The organism is Streptomyces sp. NPDC006197, assembly GCF_040613865.1.
Taxonomy (GTDB): domain Bacteria; phylum Actinomycetota; class Actinomycetes; order Streptomycetales; family Streptomycetaceae; genus Streptomyces.
Map to the genome: position 1 here is coordinate 1 of NZ_JBEXSZ010000049.1, position 15,090 is coordinate 15,090.

Annotated in this window: 13 protein-coding genes; 5 read left to right on the forward strand and 8 right to left on the reverse strand. The window is 74.4% G+C overall.

The window, feature by feature from the left end; all coding sequences use genetic code 11:
- Positions 1-148: 148 nt before the first annotated feature.
- Positions 149-1,135: an SCO1860 family LAETG-anchored protein gene (locus tag ABZ318_RS17505; protein ID WP_356903338.1), complete on the reverse strand. Its 987-nt coding sequence runs from the start codon at positions 1,133-1,135 to the stop codon at positions 149-151.
- A gap of 338 nt (positions 1,136-1,473) precedes the next feature.
- Between ABZ318_RS17505 and ABZ318_RS17510 the strand changes: the two genes are divergently transcribed.
- Complete coding sequence (locus ABZ318_RS17510; protein ID WP_356903339.1) at positions 1,474-3,768, forward strand: penicillin acylase family protein; 2,295 nt, start codon at positions 1,474-1,476, stop codon at positions 3,766-3,768.
- Positions 3,765-4,325: a GNAT family N-acetyltransferase gene (locus ABZ318_RS17515; RefSeq protein WP_356903340.1), complete on the forward strand. Its 561-nt coding sequence runs from the start codon at positions 3,765-3,767 to the stop codon at positions 4,323-4,325. The genes ABZ318_RS17510 and ABZ318_RS17515 overlap by 4 nt, the downstream gene beginning before the upstream one ends.
- A gap of 30 nt (positions 4,326-4,355) precedes the next feature.
- Here the strand turns inward: ABZ318_RS17515 and ABZ318_RS17520 are convergent, their stop codons facing one another.
- Positions 4,356-5,441: an amidohydrolase family protein gene (locus tag ABZ318_RS17520; RefSeq protein ID WP_356903341.1), complete on the reverse strand. Its 1,086-nt coding sequence runs from the start codon at positions 5,439-5,441 to the stop codon at positions 4,356-4,358.
- A gap of 67 nt (positions 5,442-5,508) precedes the next feature.
- Positions 5,509-6,489, reverse strand: a complete 981-nt coding sequence (locus tag ABZ318_RS17525) for a hypothetical protein (RefSeq protein ID WP_356903342.1) — start codon at positions 6,487-6,489, stop codon at positions 5,509-5,511.
- A gap of 240 nt (positions 6,490-6,729) precedes the next feature.
- Here ABZ318_RS17525 and ABZ318_RS17530 point away from each other — a divergent pair, with 240 nt between their 5' ends.
- Positions 6,730-7,827: an aminotransferase class V-fold PLP-dependent enzyme gene (locus ABZ318_RS17530; RefSeq protein ID WP_356903377.1), complete on the forward strand. Its 1,098-nt coding sequence runs from the start codon at positions 6,730-6,732 to the stop codon at positions 7,825-7,827.
- 55 nt (positions 7,828-7,882) lie between these two features.
- On the opposite strand, the gene ABZ318_RS17535 is transcribed toward ABZ318_RS17530, so the two are convergent.
- Entirely contained in the window at positions 7,883-8,953 is a 1,071-nt protein-coding gene (locus ABZ318_RS17535; protein ID WP_356903344.1) for an alkene reductase, read from the reverse strand.
- 134 nt (positions 8,954-9,087) lie between these two features.
- On the opposite strand from ABZ318_RS17535, the gene ABZ318_RS17540 reads away from it, so the two are divergent.
- The gene (locus ABZ318_RS17540; protein WP_356903345.1) at positions 9,088-9,597 is read left to right on the forward strand and encodes a MarR family winged helix-turn-helix transcriptional regulator; all 510 of its coding nucleotides are present in this window, start codon (positions 9,088-9,090) and stop codon (positions 9,595-9,597) included.
- 52 nt (positions 9,598-9,649) lie between these two features.
- On the opposite strand, the gene ABZ318_RS17545 is transcribed toward ABZ318_RS17540, so the two are convergent.
- The 3 genes from ABZ318_RS17545 to ABZ318_RS17555 all read right to left on the reverse strand — a co-directional run bounded on the left by ABZ318_RS17545 (position 9,650) and on the right by ABZ318_RS17555 (position 12,638).
- Positions 9,650-10,708 carry an aminotransferase class V-fold PLP-dependent enzyme gene (locus ABZ318_RS17545; RefSeq protein ID WP_356903346.1) on the reverse strand — a complete coding sequence of 353 codons (1,059 nt, stop codon included), beginning with the start codon at positions 10,706-10,708 and terminating at the stop codon, positions 9,650-9,652.
- Between the two features lie 140 nt (positions 10,709-10,848).
- Positions 10,849-11,556: a DsbA family oxidoreductase gene (locus tag ABZ318_RS17550; RefSeq protein ID WP_356903347.1), complete on the reverse strand. Its 708-nt coding sequence runs from the start codon at positions 11,554-11,556 to the stop codon at positions 10,849-10,851.
- An 80-nt stretch (positions 11,557-11,636) separates the two neighbouring features.
- Positions 11,637-12,638: a helix-turn-helix domain-containing protein gene (locus ABZ318_RS17555; protein WP_356903348.1), complete on the reverse strand. Its 1,002-nt coding sequence runs from the start codon at positions 12,636-12,638 to the stop codon at positions 11,637-11,639.
- A gap of 70 nt (positions 12,639-12,708) precedes the next feature.
- Between ABZ318_RS17555 and ABZ318_RS17560 the strand changes: the two genes are divergently transcribed.
- Positions 12,709-14,121, forward strand: coding sequence for an MFS transporter (locus ABZ318_RS17560; RefSeq protein ID WP_356903349.1), 1,413 nt, complete (start codon positions 12,709-12,711; stop codon positions 14,119-14,121).
- Here ABZ318_RS17560 and ABZ318_RS17565 read toward each other — a convergent pair.
- Positions 14,118-15,032, reverse strand: a complete 915-nt coding sequence (locus tag ABZ318_RS17565; protein WP_356903351.1) for an AraC family transcriptional regulator — start codon at positions 15,030-15,032, stop codon at positions 14,118-14,120. The two genes, ABZ318_RS17560 and ABZ318_RS17565, sit on opposite strands and share 4 nt — an antisense overlap.
- Positions 15,033-15,090 lie beyond the last annotated feature (58 nt).

Consider the following 15,090-nt stretch of genomic DNA (forward strand, 5'->3'; position numbering starts at 1 on the left):
CGCCCTTCTTCCATGCCTTCAGCTGGTCCACCTGCGTCCCGGCGAGCTGCTCGACCAGCTTCTTCGCGTCGCCGCTCGCTCCCGCGACCGCGCCTCCCCGGCCCCTCGCTTCCCTTCCGGCGCCCCCCGGCGCTTCCCCCTCGGGCCGTCAGTCGCGGGAGCGGGCGCGCGAGCGGGTCAGGGCGAGGGCGCCGCCGCCGGCGACGAGGAGGGCGAGCGCCCCGGCCGCGATGTACAGGGTGGTGGAGCTGCCGCCGGTCTCGGCGAGGTTCTCGGTGGGCGTGGTGCCGCCGTTGTTCGTCTTGATGCCGCCGGCGTCGCTCGGCTTGGCCGAGGGCTGCTGCGCGGGCCGCTCGCTCGGCTTCCGGGTGGGCCGGTCGGTCGGCTTCCCGGTGGGCTTCTGGGTCGGGGCCGTGCCCTTGGGCGTCTCGCAGGTGGCCTCGGCGAGGGTCACCGTGCCGTTGACCTCGGCGACGCCGAGCTTCAGCGGGTCGACCGCCACCTTGAGTTCGAGGGCCGTGGCCGCGGCGGTGCGGGTGGTGGTGGAGGTGCGGGAGAGGTCCAGGGTGACCTGGCCGACGCCCGGCACGGCGACCTGGGTCCGGCCGCCCGCGGACAGGGTGGTCTTCTTGCCGAACACGGTCACGTGACCGAGGACGTTGGACTCGGCGACCGGCTTCTTCCCCACCTCGCACAGCGCCTTGGAGGTGACCTTCTCGACCTCGACGAGGGAGAGCAGCGGGAGGCCGGGGACGTGCACGCGCGCCTTCACGAGGTTGACGTACCCCTCGGCCTTCTTCTCGTCCACGGTCGCGTCCGCGGTGGCGACGTCGGCCTTGAGGAGGTCGACCGGCTTCCCGCCCTCGGCCCCCCGCACCTTCACGGAGAGCGCGGTCTCGTTCTCGCTCGCCGGCGCCTCGACCTCGTTGAGGGAGGTCCGCACCGGCACGTCCACGGTCTTGCCGAGGAGGGAGACGTCGAGGCCGGCCCGCAGCACGACGGCGGTGGAGCGCCCTTCGCCGCCCGTGGCGTGCGCCGCCGGGGCCGCGAGGAGCACCGGTCCGACGGCCAGGGCGGCGACGGTCGCGGCAGCGGCGGAACGGCGTACGGGCAGACGGAAGGTGTTGCTGTTCAAGATGGTGGAACCCCCACAGGAGACATGGCGTCGCCGGGCCGCTCACCACGGGGACGGTGGGTCGGTGCGGCCTCGGCGACTTGAGACACCGGAATCTTTACGCACGGAGAGTGAACCGGCAGTCGCCTGACGTGAGTTCACTCCAAAGGGGGGTTTCCGTGTTCATTTTCGATTTTTTTCGACACAACCGTTCTCAGCCACCCCGCGTGTTTCGTACGGAGTGCCGTGTGCGCGAGAAGTGAGAACGATCCACGGCTGACCAGGGTCACGGATCGTCAACCCGAGGATCTCCTGTAGATTAATTTAGGCCAGCCTAACCTAAGCGATCGAAGGACTCCGTGAGCATCGAGGTCTACCGGGACGCCTGGGGCGTCCCCCATCTGCGGGCCGCCGACCCGGAGGAACTCGCCTTCGCCCAGGGGCGGGTCACCGCCCGCGACCGCGCCTGGCAGCTGGAGGTCGAGCGGCACCGGGCCCAGGGCACCACCGCCGCCTTCCTCGGCGCCGCCGAGCTCGGCTGGGACGCCTTCGTCCGGCGGGCCCGGCTCGCCGACACCGCCCGCCGCTGCTTCGAGCGGCTCGCGGCGACCGACCCGGCGACGGCCGCGTGGGTACGCGCGTACGTGGCCGGGGTCGACGACGGTCTCGCCGAAGGGGCGGACCGCGCACCCGAGTTCGCCGAGACCGGCCTCACGGCCGGCCGGTGGGAGCCGTGGACCCCGCTCGCCGTCTGGCTCTCGACCCACATCCTCTTCGCCGGCTTCCCCACCAAACTGTGGCGGGACGAGGTCGCCCGGCGGCTCGGAGAGGAGTGGACGGAGCTCTTCGCGACCGACGGGCCCGGGACCGCGGGCTCCAACGGCTGGGTCGTGGCGGGCGGACGGACCGCGAGCGGGGCGGCCCTGGTGGCCGGCGACCCGCACCGGTTCATCGAGGCTCCGGGCGTCTACCAGCAGATCCGCCTCGCCTGCCCCGCGTACGACGTGGTGGGCCTCGCCGTCCCCGGCATCCCCGGCCTCGCCCACTTCGGCCACACCGGGCCGGTGGCCTGGGCGATCACCAACGCGATGGCGGACTACCAGGACCTGTACCGGGAACGGCTGCGACGGCTCCCCGACGGCACCGTGGAGGCCCTCGGCCCCGACGGCTGGGCCCCGGCGGCCGCGCACACCGAGACGATCGAGGTCGCGGACGCGGAGCCGGTGGGGATCGAGGTGATCGAGACGGACCGGGGGCCGGTGATCATCGGTGAGCCCCGGGACGGCTCCGCCGAGTGGGAGGGCATCGCCCTGCGGCACCCGCCGCGGGTCACCGGGGAGCTCGGCTTCGGGGTGCTGCCCGCGCTGCTGCGCGCCCGGACCGTCGCCGACGTGGATACGGCCCTCGACGGCTGGGTCGAGCCGGTGAACGTCGTCCAGGCCGCCGACACCCGGGGCGGTCTCCTGCACCGGGTCGTCGGCCACGTGCCCGTACGGGACCGGGCCAACTCCCTGCGCGTCGTACCCGCCTGGGACCCGGCGCACGCCTGGGCCGACGCGCCTGCTCCCCTGCCCCGCGCCGAGGTCCACGGCCACGCCGTGATGGCCAACGCCCGGGGCCTGGCCGCGCCGCTGGGCGTCGAGTTCGCGCCACCGCACCGGGCGGCCCGGATCGACGAACTGCTGCACGCCTCGGCGGCCTGGACCCCGGAGACGACGGCCGCGATCCACCGGGACACCGACAACCCCTCGGCGACCCGCCTCCTGGAGGCGGTCCGACGCGCGGGCGAGGCCCCGACGCTCGTCACGACGGCCGACACCGCGGGAGGAGCCGTCACCGCGACGGACGGCACCGCCGAAGAAGCCGTCGCCGCGACGGCCCGCCCCGGAACGGACGGTGCCGCCGGAGCCGCCGGTGCGGGTCCCGTCGAAGCGTCCGTCGTCACCGGCACGGACGGCCTCGCGCGTGCCGGCCGCACCTCGCCCCCGGGCCCCGAGGGCGACCGGCCCGCCCGCCTCTCCCCCGCCGGTTCCGACGTCCGGCGGCGGCTGCTCGGCTGGGACCGGCGGATGGACGCCGAGAGCGTCGACGCCGGGCTCTACGCGGCCGTGCGCGGGGCCGTCGTGCGCCGGCTCGCCGGGCACGAGGCCTTCGCGGCGCTGCGCGAACCCGCCCCGTACCCCGAGCTCTTCCGGCCCTGGCTGGCGCTCGGGCCGCGCGTCGCCTTCGCCCTGGAGACGCTGCTCGTGGCCGGGCCCGTGCCCGCCGGGGACGTCGACCGGATCGTGCGCGAGGCGCTCGACGAGGTCGGCGCCGGGGAGCCGCCCGCCGCGTGGGGCGTGACGCACCGGCTCGCGCCCTGGCAGGCGCTGCCCGACCCGGACGACGACCGGTGGCCGGGGCTCGGCGGGGACCACGACTGCGTGCTCTCCACGTCCAGCGTGCCCGGGTGGACCGACCGCAGCGCCCGCGCCTCCGCCGCGCGGTACGTCTGGGACCTGGCGGACCGGGAGCGGAGCCGCTGGATCGTGCCGTTCGGCGCGTCCGGCGTCCCCGGCGACCCGCACCACCGCGACCAACTCCCCCTGTGGCTGCGGGGCGAGCTCGCCCCCGTCACCACCGACTGGCAGAAGCTCACGAAGGAGCAGGCATGACCACCGCCGTACACGTCCAGACCGTCGAGGGCTTCGGGACCGTCACGGTCCGCCCCGTCGACCCCGACGGCGACGCCCCGCTCCTGCACGGCTGGGTCAACGAGGAGCGGGCACGCTTCTGGGGCATGGGCGGGACCACCGTCGGGCAGGTCCGGGAGGTCTACGCGCACCTCGACTCGCTGACCACGCACCACGGTTACCTGGTCAGCCGGGACGGGGAGCCGGTCGCCCTCTTCCAGACGTACGACCCGGCGGCGGACCGGGTGGGCGAGTGCTACGAGGTGCGGCCCGGCGACATCGGTGTGCACCTGCTCGTCGCGCCGGGGCTCGCCCCCGAGCCCGGTTTCACGGGCCGGCTGCTCACCGTGCTCGTCGCCTTCTCGCTGACGGACCGCACCCGGATCGTGGTCGACCCCGACGCCGCCAACGAGAAGGCGATCGCCCGCATGCTGCGGGCCGGTTTCGAGCTGGGACCGGAGGTCGTGCTCCCCGAGGTGGACCTGCCGGAGGTCTTCATCCCGGAGAAGCGGGCCCGGTTGGCGTTCCTGAGCCGCTGACCGGACCGGCGCGGGCCGGGGCCCGGGGTCTCAGCCCACGACCCGGCCGTTGACGACGACCCGGCGCGGCGCGGCGAGGACGCGGACGTCCGCGCGCGGGTCCTCGCCGTAGACGACGAGGTCGGCCGGGGCGCCCTCCTCCAGGGCGGGGCGGCCCAGCCAGGCCCTGGCCCCCCAGGCGGTGGCCGAGAGCGCGTCGATCGGCGGGATGCCGGCCCGGGTCAGCTCCTCGACCTCCTCGGCGACCAGGCCGTGGGCGAGGGAGCCGCCCGCGTCGGTGCCGACGAAGACGGGCACGCCCGCGTCGAAAGCGGCGCGGACGGTGTCGTACCGGCGCTCGTGAAGCCGGCGCATATGGGCCGACCAGCGGGGGAACTTCTCCTGGCCGCCGTCGGCGAGGTGCGGGAAGGTCGCGATGTTCACCAGGGTCGGGACGATCGCCACACCCCGCTCGGCGAAGAGCGGGATGGTGTCCTCGGTGAGACCCGTGGCGTGCTCGATGCAGTCGATGCCGGCCTCGACGAGGTCGCGGAGCGAGTCCTCGGCGAAGCAGTGCGCGGTGACCCTGGCGCCGAGCCGGTGCGCCTCGGCGATGGCCGCCTCGACCTCGGCGCGCGGCCAGCAGGCGGTGAGGTCGCCCACCTCGCGGTCGATCCAGTCGCCGACGAGCTTGACCCAGCCGTCACCGCGGCGGGCCTCGCGGCCGACGTACGCGACGAGGTCGGCGGGCTCGATCTCGTGGGCGTAGTTACGGATGTAACGGCGGGTGCGGGCGATGTGCCGGCCCGCCCGGATGATCTTCGGGAGGTCCTCGCGCTGGTCGATCCAGCGGGTGTCGGAGGGCGAGCCCGCGTCCCGGATGAGCAGGGTGCCGGCGTCCCGGTCGGTGAGGGCCTGCTTCTCGCTGGTGGCCTCGTCGACGGGGCCGTGCCGGTCGAGGCCGACGTGGCAGTGGGCGTCGACGAGTCCGGGGAGCACCCAGCCCTCGACGGTGACGGCCTCGGCGGCGGGCCGGTCGAAGGTGATCCGCCCGTCGACGCACCACAGTTCGTCGCGGACGTCCTCCGGGCCGACGAGCACCCGCCCCTTCACGTGCAGCACCTCGTGATCGCTCATACCCGCACTCTACGAGCCGCCGCCCGGGCCCCGGGCGGCGATGTCCGTCACTCTCCCGGCGGGGCCGTCAGGGGTGCCAGTCGGCCTCCAGGTCGTGCGAGTCGGTCTTGGTGAGCTGGAAGAGCCCGGTGCCGTCGGCCCGTACCACGAAGAGGTGCTCGGGGTCGGCGTCGTCGGTGCCGCCCCGGGTGAAGACCAGGCGCCTGCCGTCCGGCGACCAGGACGGGTACTTGTCGTTGGCGCGGGCCGAGGTGATGCGGTGCGTCCCCCCGCCGTCGGGTCGGACCACATGGAGATGGGCGAAGCCGGTGGAGTCCACGCGGCTGAAGACGATCCGGTCGCCGCGCGACCAGTCGGGCGTCCAGTCCTGGGAGCCGGCCAGGGTGATCGGCGTCTGCTCCAGGGTGGACAGCCGGATCTTCATCAGCCTGCTGTGCCCGGACGCGTCCGCGCGGCTGTACGCCAGGTGTCCGCCGTCCGGGGACCACGTCGGGTGGAACTCGTCCTCCGCGGTGTGGGTGAGCCGCGTGGCGGGGGTGCCGTCGGTGTCGGCCACGTAGATCTCGCGCTCGGTGCCGACCGGCTTGGAGTAGGCGATCCGTGTGCCGTCCGGGGACCACGCCGGGTCGGAGGCGCCCTCGGTGCCGGGCACGGGCTTCAGGTCGCCGCCCGCGCTGTTCATCGTCCAGATGCCGTCGATCGCGCCGTCGGAGCCGTAGCGGAGGAACGCCACCCGCTTGCCGTCCGGGGACCAGCTGGGCATCACGTCGCTGACGGCGGGGGTGTGGGTGAGCCGGGTGGGTGAGCCCCCGAACGGGGCGATCGCGTACAGGTCCTCGACGGGCGCCGCCGCGTCGTAGCGGGCGAAGACGATCGTGCGGAACGGAGCCGTCCACACCACTCCGGTCGCTCCCGCGTCTCCCGAGGCGGCGAGGGTCAGCGGGGCGGCGAGGGCGAGCGCCGCGGCGGCCGCCAGCGCCCGGCGTGGCCGCGTCGTTCCCCTCGCGCCGGTTCTGGTTCCGCCGGTTCTGCCGGTTCTCCGGATCATGGTGTCCACCCCGTTCCTCCCGGCGGCCTCCGTCGGGGCCGCTCCGGCCCGCACCATCCCACCGGCGGGGCTCCGGGGAAAGCCTCCGAACGCGGTGGTGAGAACCCTGTGACACGTTCCGCACGGCACCGTGACGACGCACCGTCCCCGGCCGGGTTCCAGGGACCGCTTACGCTGGCACGAGCCCGATCCCGATGTATGCGACACGCATGCGACACCGAAGAAGGAACCTCCGTGACCGTGACACATCCGCTGCTGGACCTGGCTCCGATGACCGCCGCGCACTTCGCGTCGATCGAGCGCCGGGTGGCCGCCCTGCTCTCCACGGAGCAGGACGTGGTGATCACCCAGGGCGAGGCGCTGCTGCCCCTGGAGGGATGCATCCGCAGCGGCGCGCGGGCCGGTTCGACCGCGCTGAACGTCGTCACCGGTCCGTACGGCCAGACCTTCGGGAACTGGCTGCGGGACTGCGGGGCGAGCGTGGTCGACCTGGAGGTGCCCTTCCACACGGCGGTGACGGCGGAGCAGGTGGAGCGGGCGCTCGCCGAGCACCCGGAGATCGACTTCGTGTCGCTGGTGCACGCCGAGGCGGCGACCGGGAACACCAACCCGGTGGCGGAGATCGGTGAGGTCGTGCGGGCGCACGGCGCGCTGTTCTACCTGGACGCCGTGGCGTCGATCGGCGCCGAGCCGGTGCTGCCGGACGCCTGGGGCGTGGACATGTGCATCATCGGCGCGCAGAAGGCGATGGGCGGGCCCGCGGGTGTGTCGGCGGTGTCGGTGAGCGCGCGGGCGTGGGAGCGGTTCGCCGCCAACCCGGCCGCGCCGCGCCGCTCGTACCTCTCCCTCCTGGACTGGAAGGAGCGCTGGATCGACGGCGGCCGGAAGGCTCTTCTGCACGCTCCGGCGCAGCTGGAGATGCTGGCCCTGGAGGCCTGTCTGGAGCGGATCGAGGCGGAGGGCCTGGACGTGCTGACGGCCCGGCACGCCTCGGCGGCGGCCGCGACCCGTGCGGGCGCGCTGGCCCTGGGCGGAGGCCTGGAGCCGTACGTGTACGAGGCGAAGGACGCGGCGCCGGTGGCGACGACGTTGCGTACGCCCGCGGGCGTCGACGCCTCGGAGCTGGTGGCGAAGGCCCTCGCGGCCGATCCGTCGCTGCCGCTGATCGCGGGCGGCGGGGCGCTGGCCAAGGAGATGGTCCGGGTCAACCACTACGGGGTGGACGCGACCCCGGGGGCCGTGCAGTCCTCGCTCGCCGCCCTGGGCGCGGCGCTCGGCGAGTCGGGCCGCGCGGTGGACCTGGAGGGCGCGCGCCGGGCGGTCACGGAGGCCTGGTAGTCCGTACGGGAAAGGGGCGGGGGTCCGTGCCCCCGCCCCTTTCGCCCACCCGGGTTCAGAGCGCGGGGTAGTCGATGTAGCCCTGGGGGCCGCCGGCGTACATGGTGGCGGGGTCCGGGGTGGCGTAGGGGCCGTCGGTCCGCAGGCGGGCGGGCAGGTCGGGGTTGGCGATGAAGAGCCTGCCGTACGCGACGAGGTCGGCGGTGCCGTCCTCGATCAGGGCCAGGGACTCGGCGCCGGTCGGGTCGGCACCGGTGGCCGGGTTGAGGATGAAGGTGCCGGCGAACCGCTTGCGCAGGTCGAGGACGAGCGGGCGGCGCTCGGGGGCGGTCTCCAGGACGTGGAGGTAGGCGATGCCGACGGGTTCGATCGCGGTGAGCAGCCGGGTGTAGAGCTCCTCGGTGTCGGTCTCGCTGATGTCGTTGAGGGTGTTGGCCGGGGAGATGCGCAGGCCGGTGCGCTCGGGGCCGATCTCGGCGGCGACGGCCTTGACGACCTCGACGGCGAAGCGGATGCGGTTCTCGACCGGGCCGCCCCACTCGTCGGTGCGGTGGTTGGAGCCGGAGGCGAGGAACTGCTGGATCAGATAGCCGTTGGCGCCGTGGATCTCGACGCCGTCGAAGCCGGCCTCGACGGCGTTGCGGGCGGCGGAGGCGAAGCCGGCGATCGCCTCGCGCACCTGGTCGCCGGTGAGCTCGCGCGGGGTGACGAAGTCCTTGGGCCCCTCGTGGGTGTAGACCTGGCCGGCGGCGGCGACGGGCGAGGGGCCGACGGGGTGGAGGTCGCCGTCGAGGAGGTCGGGGTGGCCGATCCGGCCGGAGTGCATGAGCTGGGCGAAGATCCGGCCGCCGCGCTCGTGGACGGCGGTGGTGACCTCGCGCCAGGCGGCGATCTGCTCGCGGCTGTGGAGTCCGGGGGTGTTGGGGTAGCCCTGGCCCTCGGGGACGGGCTGGACGCCTTCGGTGATGATCAGTCCGGCGGAGGCGCGCTGGGCGTAGTACTCGGCGACGATCGCGGTGGGGGTGCCGTCCTCGCCGTTGGCGCGGCTGCGGGTCATGGGGGCCATCGCGATGCGGTTGGCGAGGCGGGTGCCGGCGAGGTCGATCGGGTCGAATGCAGTGGTCACGGCTGTCCCTCACAAGGATATGTGGTCGGCCAACTAATTGGGCCGGTGCCACTGTAACCCATTTACTTGGCCAGCCAAGAGAATCTGGCGCCCAAAGGTAATCTTGGGGAGGAGAGCCGTCCCGAGGAGCCCGCATGTCAGGAACCGACCCCGTCTGTACCGTCCCGTCCGTCGAGCCCCCGGTGCCCGCCGGGTGCGGCGGGACCGTCAGCCACGCCCTGGCGTGGGTCGCGCGGCTCCACCGGATCGCCATGGGCCGGCGGCTGCGGGACCTCGGCCTCTACCCGGGCCAGGAACTGATGATGATGCGCCTGTGGGACTGCGGCGCGGTCCGTCAGTCGGAGCTCATCCAGTCGCTCGGCCTCGACCCCTCCACCGTGACGAAGATGCTCCAGCGCATGGAGCAGTGCGGATACGTCCGCCGCAGCCCGGACCCGGCCGACCGGCGCGCGGTCCTGGTCGAGGCGACGGAGGAGGGCCTGGCCCTGCGCGCCGGGGTCGAGGGCGCGTGGGCGGACCTGGAGGAGAGCACGCTCGCCGGACTCGCCCCGGCCGACCGGGCGGAGCTCGCCCGCCTGCTCGGCCTGGTGGGCGGGAACCTGACCGAGGAGGCGGGCGAGGAGGCCGCCGGGCCGGTCTGCTGAGACCTGCCCCGCCGGGTCCGGGGCGGTCCGGGGTGCGGGGCTGCCCTTCGGATCAGCCCGCCAGGACGTCCAGGACGCGGTCCACGTCCGCCGCCGTGTTGTACAGGTGGAACGACGCACGCAGGTTGCCCGCGCGGGCCGAGAGCAGGACGCCCGCGTCGTGCAGGGCGTCCGCCCGGTCCCCGAGGCCGGGGACGGCGACGACCGTCGAGTCGTCCATGACCGGCGCGTGGCCGAGGTCGAGGAGCCCGGCGCGGAAGCGGGCCGCGAGCCCCTTGTCGTGGGCCTCGATCCGCTCGATGCCGATCTCCTCCAGGAGGGCGAGCGAACGGGCCGCCCCGTGGTACGAGAGGAAGGCGGCCGGCTCGTCGAAACGGCGGGCGGAGCGGGCCAGTTCACGGACGGGTCCGTAGCTGTTGACCCACAGCTCCTCGCCCGTGACCCAGCCCGCGTGGATCGCGAGCAGGGAGTCCTGCGCCTCTTCCGTGACGGTCAGGAAGGACGCGCCGCGCGGGCAGAGCAGGTACTTGTAGCCGCCGGCGACCGTGTAGTCCCACTCCCCCGCGTTCAGCGGCAGCCAGCCCGCCGACTGGGTGGCGTCGAGGAGGGTGCGGGCGCCGTGGGCGGCCGCCGCCTCCCGGATCGCCGCGAAGTCGGCCGTGCGGCCGTCCGCCGACTGCACGGCGGAGAAGGCGACGAGCGCCGTCCCGGGCCGGACGGACTCGGCGAGCCGGTCCAGGGGCACGAAGCGGGTCTTGAGGTCGCCGCGGATCGTGAAGGGGGTGATGACGGAGGAGAAGTCGCCCTCGGGGAAGAGGACCTCGGACCCGGTCGGCAGCGACTGGGCGATCATCCCGCAGTGGACCGCGACCGAGCTGCCGACGGCGACGCGCTCGTGGGAGACGCCGGCGATCCGGCCGAAGGCGGCACGGGCCTCGTCGACGATGTCGAAGCTGCCGGCGCCGTCCGCGCGGCCGTCGGCGGTCTCCTCGGCGAGGAGGGTGACGGCCTCGACGGTCCGGCGGGGCAGCAGTCCGCAGGCGGAGGTGTTCAGATAGGTGTTCTTGGGCGCGAACTCGGCGCCGCCGAGCGGCTGGTCAAGGGAATCCATGACCCCACCCTGGATCCCCCACGATCACCCGTCAATGGCGATTCGATCGTGGGGGGACCCCAAGCCGCTCTTATCTCCGCAGGTCAGATGCGGTGCAGGTCAGACTCGCCGCGCGCCGGGCGCGGTGCGGATCGGAGCGGTCAGGCCTGCGGGACCTCGCAGGCGCCGTCCGGGCCGCAGACCTCCGCGTCGGCGCCGACCGGCTGGAGGACGCGGCCCTGCCAGGCCTGCTCCAGGGCCTGGGTGAAGACCTCGGCGGGCTGGCCGCCGGAGACGCCGTACCGGCGGTCGAGGACGAAGAACGGCACGCCGGTGGCGCCGAGTTCGGCGGCCTCCCGCTCGTCCTCCCGTACGGCCTCGGCGTAGGCCGACTCGTCGGCGAGGACGGCCCGGACCTCGGCCTCGTCGAGACCGGCCTCCACGCCCAGCGCCACCAGGGTCTCGGTGTCGAAGACGGAGCGCTCCTCGGCGAAGTTGGCGCGGTAGGCCAGGTCCAGGAGTTCGCTCTGGCGGCCGCGCTCCTTGGCGAGGTGCAGCAGCCGGTGGATGTCGAAGGTGTTGCCGTGGTCGCGGCCGTCGGTGAGGTACGCGAGGCCCTCGGAGTGCGCGTTCGACGCGACGTGCGCCTCCATGGCGCGGGCCTCGTCGAGGGTGCGGCCGTACTTCTTCGCCAGCATCTCCAGGACGGGGCCGGTGTCGCCCTTGGCGCGGTTCGGGTCGAGCTCGAAGGAGCGGTGCACGACCTCGACGTCGTCGCGGTGGGCGAAGGCCGCGAGCCCCTTCTCGAAGCGGGCCTTGCCGATGTAGCACCAGGGGCAGGCGATGTCGCTCCAGATCTCGACGCGCATGTGACTTCTCTCCGAGGGGTTGCCGGTGGGGTGGTCCGTGGTGGGTGTTCCACGGGGGGCAACGCCCCGTCCGGCCTCCTTCATTCCGTTCCGGTCCCGGGTGTGAGGCGCGGCACCATGCGGCTGAAGGAGGAGCGGTAGGCGCTCGGGGTGAGGCCCGTGCGGCGCAGGACGTGCTGGCGCAGCGAGTCGGCGGAGCCGAGGCCGCTCGCGCGGGCCACCTGGTCCATGGCGAGGGAGGTGGTCTCCAGGAGCTCCTTCGCCCGCTCGACGCGCTGGTGGAGCAGCCACTGGAGCGGGCTGACGCCGGTCTCGGCGTGGAAGCGGCGCGAGAGGGTGCGGACGGAGACCTTGGCGTGCCGGGCGAGGTCGGTGAGGCCGAGGGGTTCGTCGAGGTGTTCCATCGCCCACGCGCGCGTGTCGGCGAAGGAGACGCCGCGCTCGGGCGGCAGCGGGGTCTGGGTGAACTGGGTCTGGCCGCCGGGCCGGACGGGGGCGACGAGCGCGAGCCGGGCGACGGCGTTGGCGACGGCGGCGCCGTGGTCGGTGCGGATGACGTGCAGGCAGAGGTCGATGCCCGCCGCGTATCCGGAGGAGGTGAGCACGGGGCCGTCCTGGACGAAGAGGACGTCGTCCTGGAGGTCGACGGCCGGGTGCCGGGCGGCGAGCAGCGGCCGGTACGCCCAGTACGTCGTCGCCGCCCGGCCGTCGAGCAGTCCGGCCTCGGCGAGCGCGAAGGCGCCGGTGCAGATGGAGGCGATCCGCTTGCCGGCGTCGGCGGTCGCGCGCAGGACGTCGAGGACGCGCGGGTCGGGGTCGGTGTAGGCGCCGCTGCCCGCGAGGATCACGGTGTCGGCCCCGGCGACGGCGTCGAGCCCGCGGGGGACGACCAGGTCGAGGCCGCCGGTGGTGGTGACGGGCCCGGGGTCGGGGGCGCAGATGACCGTCTCGTACCCGGGGCCGCCGTCGACCTCGACCTTGCCGAAGAGCATCTCCGGGATGGCCAGGTTGAACATCGAGACGGGCGGGGCGGCGATCACGGCGACGCGCTGGACGCCCCGGACGCGGGACTCGACGGTCATGGCCAGAACCTCCGGTCGTATGGCATTCTCGCCACTACTGTACGGGCGCGCAGGTCACGAAGCTGGGCGCATGTCCTCAACAGTGCTCACCACCAAGCCGGTTGTCCGTCGCAGCGCCCCCTCTCCCGGGCCCGCGCTCGCCGCGGCCATGCTCGGCTTCGCCCTCATCACCCTCGACACCTCCGTCGTCAACGTCGCCCTGCCCGCGATCGGCGCGGACCTCCGGGCCGGGATGACGGGTCTGCAATGGGTCGTGGACTCGTACGCGCTGGCCTTCGCCGCGCTGCTGCTCTCCAGCGGGGCGCTGGCCGACCGGGTCGGGGCGAGCCGGGCGTACGGGGCGGGGGTCGTGGTCTTCACGCTGGCCTCGGCGGCCTGCGGTCTGGCCCCCGGCCTGCCCGGGCTCCTGGCGGCCCGGACGGTGCAGGGCGCGGCGGCGGCCGTGATGCTGCCGGCCTCGCTGGCACTCGTACGGGAGGCGTACGGCGATCCCGGGCGGCGGGCCCGGGCGGTGTCGCTGTGGGCGGCGGGCGGCACGGTCGCGGTGGCCCTCGGCCCGGTCGCGGGCGGGGCGCTGACCACGGCCTGGAGCTGGCGCGGGATCTTCTTCGTCAACCTGCCCCTCGGGGTCCTCGCGATCGCCCTGCTGACCCGGGTGGCCCGCTCGTCGCGCCGGCCCGCCCCGCTGGACCTGCCGGGGCAGCTCACAGCGATGACGGCGCTCGGGGCGCTGACCTTCGCGGCCATCGAGGGCGGCGCGGAGGCCCGTTGGGCGCTGGGGGTGGCGGTGGTCGCCTTCGCCGCGTTCCTGCTGGTCGAGGCCCGGCGGCGGCATCCGATGGTGCCGCTCGGGCTGTTCCGGAACACGACGGTGGCGGTGGCGGTGGCGGCTGGTTCGGCGAACAGCGTGGCCTTCTACGGCATGGTCTTCGTGTTCGGCCTCTTCTTCCAGCAGGTGCTCGGGCTCTCGGCGCTCGGCGCGGGGCTGATGTTCCTGCCGATGACGGGGCTGCTGGCCGGGGTGAACATCCTGTCGGCGAGGGTGGCGGCGCGGTACGGGGCGCGGCTGCCGATCGTCCTGGGCCAGGCGGTCGGGGTGGCCGGCCTCCTGGGGCTGCTCACCGTGGACGCGGACTCCTCGCGGGTGGCGCAGGCCCTCCTGCTCGTGCCGCTCGCGCTCGGGGTCGGTTTCTCCCTGCCGCCGCTGATCGCGGCGATGATGGAGGCCGTCCCGGTGGAGCGGGCGGGCACGGCGGCGGGTCTGCTGAACGCGATCCGGCAGACGGCGGGCGCCCTCGCGATCGCGGTCTTCGGCTCGCTCGCGGCCCGGGACATGACGACGGCCCTGCGCACGAGCCTCCTGATCAGCGCGGGTCTGCTGACCCTGACGACCCTGGCCGCCCTGCGCCTGCCGCGCGGCAAGGGCGGAACGCGCCAGGACCTGTCCGGCGGATCGGGGTCGGGTCCGCAGGACACCCCCTAGGCGCCTTTGCGGTACCGGCCGGGGGCCACCCCGTACTCGCGCTTGAAGGCCTTGGCGAAGGCGAACTCCGAGGAGTAGCCGGAGCGTTCGGCGACCGCGCGGAGGGGGAGGTCGTCGGAGCGGAGGAGGCGGCCCGCCGTGGTCATGCGCCACCAGGTGAGGTACGCGAGGGGCGGGCGTCCGACGAGGGTGGTGAAGCGGCGGGCGAAGGCGGCGCGGGAGAGGCCGCCGAGCGCGCCCAGCTCCTCGACCGTCCACGCCCTGGCGGGGTCGCCGTGGAGGGCGCGCAGGGCGCCCGCGACGGCCGGGTCGCTCAGTGCGGCCGACCAGCCGGTGGAGCGGTCGGCGCGCTCGGCGAGCCACCAGGTGCGGAGCAGGTACAGGAGCAGGGTGTCGAGGAGGGCGGGGACGATGGCGTCGGATCCCGGCTGGGGCTCGGCGAGTTCGGCGCCCAGCAGGTCGACGGCGGCGCGCAGCCGCGGGTGGGAGCCGACCCGGGCGGGGAGGTGGACGAACGGCGGCAGTTCGGTGAGCAGGGGGTGGGCGCGGGCCCGGCTGAGCTGGTAGGCGCCGCAGAGCAACAGGGTCTCCTCGGCGTCGACGGGCCCCCGGTCGGGCGGGGTGGGCCAGGAGCCGTCGGGGGCGGGCAGGGCGTCGACGAGCGGGGTGTCGGGCCGGTCGGCGAGGCCGTGGCCGGTGCCGTGGGCGAGGAGGACGACGTCGCCGGGGCCGAGCCGGACGGGGGCGCCGTCGTCCGGGGGCAGCAGCCAGGCGGCGCCCTGGAGGACGACGTGGAATCCGGCGCCCTTACTCGGGGGGAAGCGGAGGCCCCAGGGGGCGAAGCGGACGGTGCGGGAGGAGTGGGGGCGCCCGGTGCGCATGGCGGCGATGGCATCGCTCAGTACGTCCATGGTCTGGAGCGTAGCGGGCGAGACGATCGGACATGGTGGGGATCCAGGGAGATATGGA

Bases quoted from the DNA above. Each gene is read 5' to 3' on its own strand.
- ABZ318_RS17565 (WP_356903351.1), bottom strand. From the start codon at position 15,032: ATGGACGTACTGAGCGATGCCATCGCCGCCATGCGCACCGGGCGCCCC.
- ABZ318_RS17520 (WP_356903341.1), bottom strand. From the start codon at position 5,441: ATGAGCGATCACGAGGTGCTGCACGTGAAGGGGCGGGTGCTCGTCGGC.
- ABZ318_RS17555 (WP_356903348.1), bottom strand. From the start codon at position 12,638: ATGACCGTCGAGTCCCGCGTCCGGGGCGTCCAGCGCGTCGCCGTGATC.
- ABZ318_RS17515 (WP_356903340.1), top strand. From the start codon at position 3,765: ATGACCACCGCCGTACACGTCCAGACCGTCGAGGGCTTCGGGACCGTC.
- ABZ318_RS17540 (WP_356903345.1), top strand. From the start codon at position 9,088: ATGTCAGGAACCGACCCCGTCTGTACCGTCCCGTCCGTCGAGCCCCCG.
- ABZ318_RS17525 (WP_356903342.1), bottom strand. From the start codon at position 6,489: ATGATCCGGAGAACCGGCAGAACCGGCGGAACCAGAACCGGCGCGAGG.
- ABZ318_RS17560 (WP_356903349.1), top strand. From the start codon at position 12,709: ATGTCCTCAACAGTGCTCACCACCAAGCCGGTTGTCCGTCGCAGCGCC.
- ABZ318_RS17550 (WP_356903347.1), bottom strand. From the start codon at position 11,556: ATGCGCGTCGAGATCTGGAGCGACATCGCCTGCCCCTGGTGCTACATC.
- ABZ318_RS17545 (WP_356903346.1), bottom strand. From the start codon at position 10,708: ATGGATTCCCTTGACCAGCCGCTCGGCGGCGCCGAGTTCGCGCCCAAG.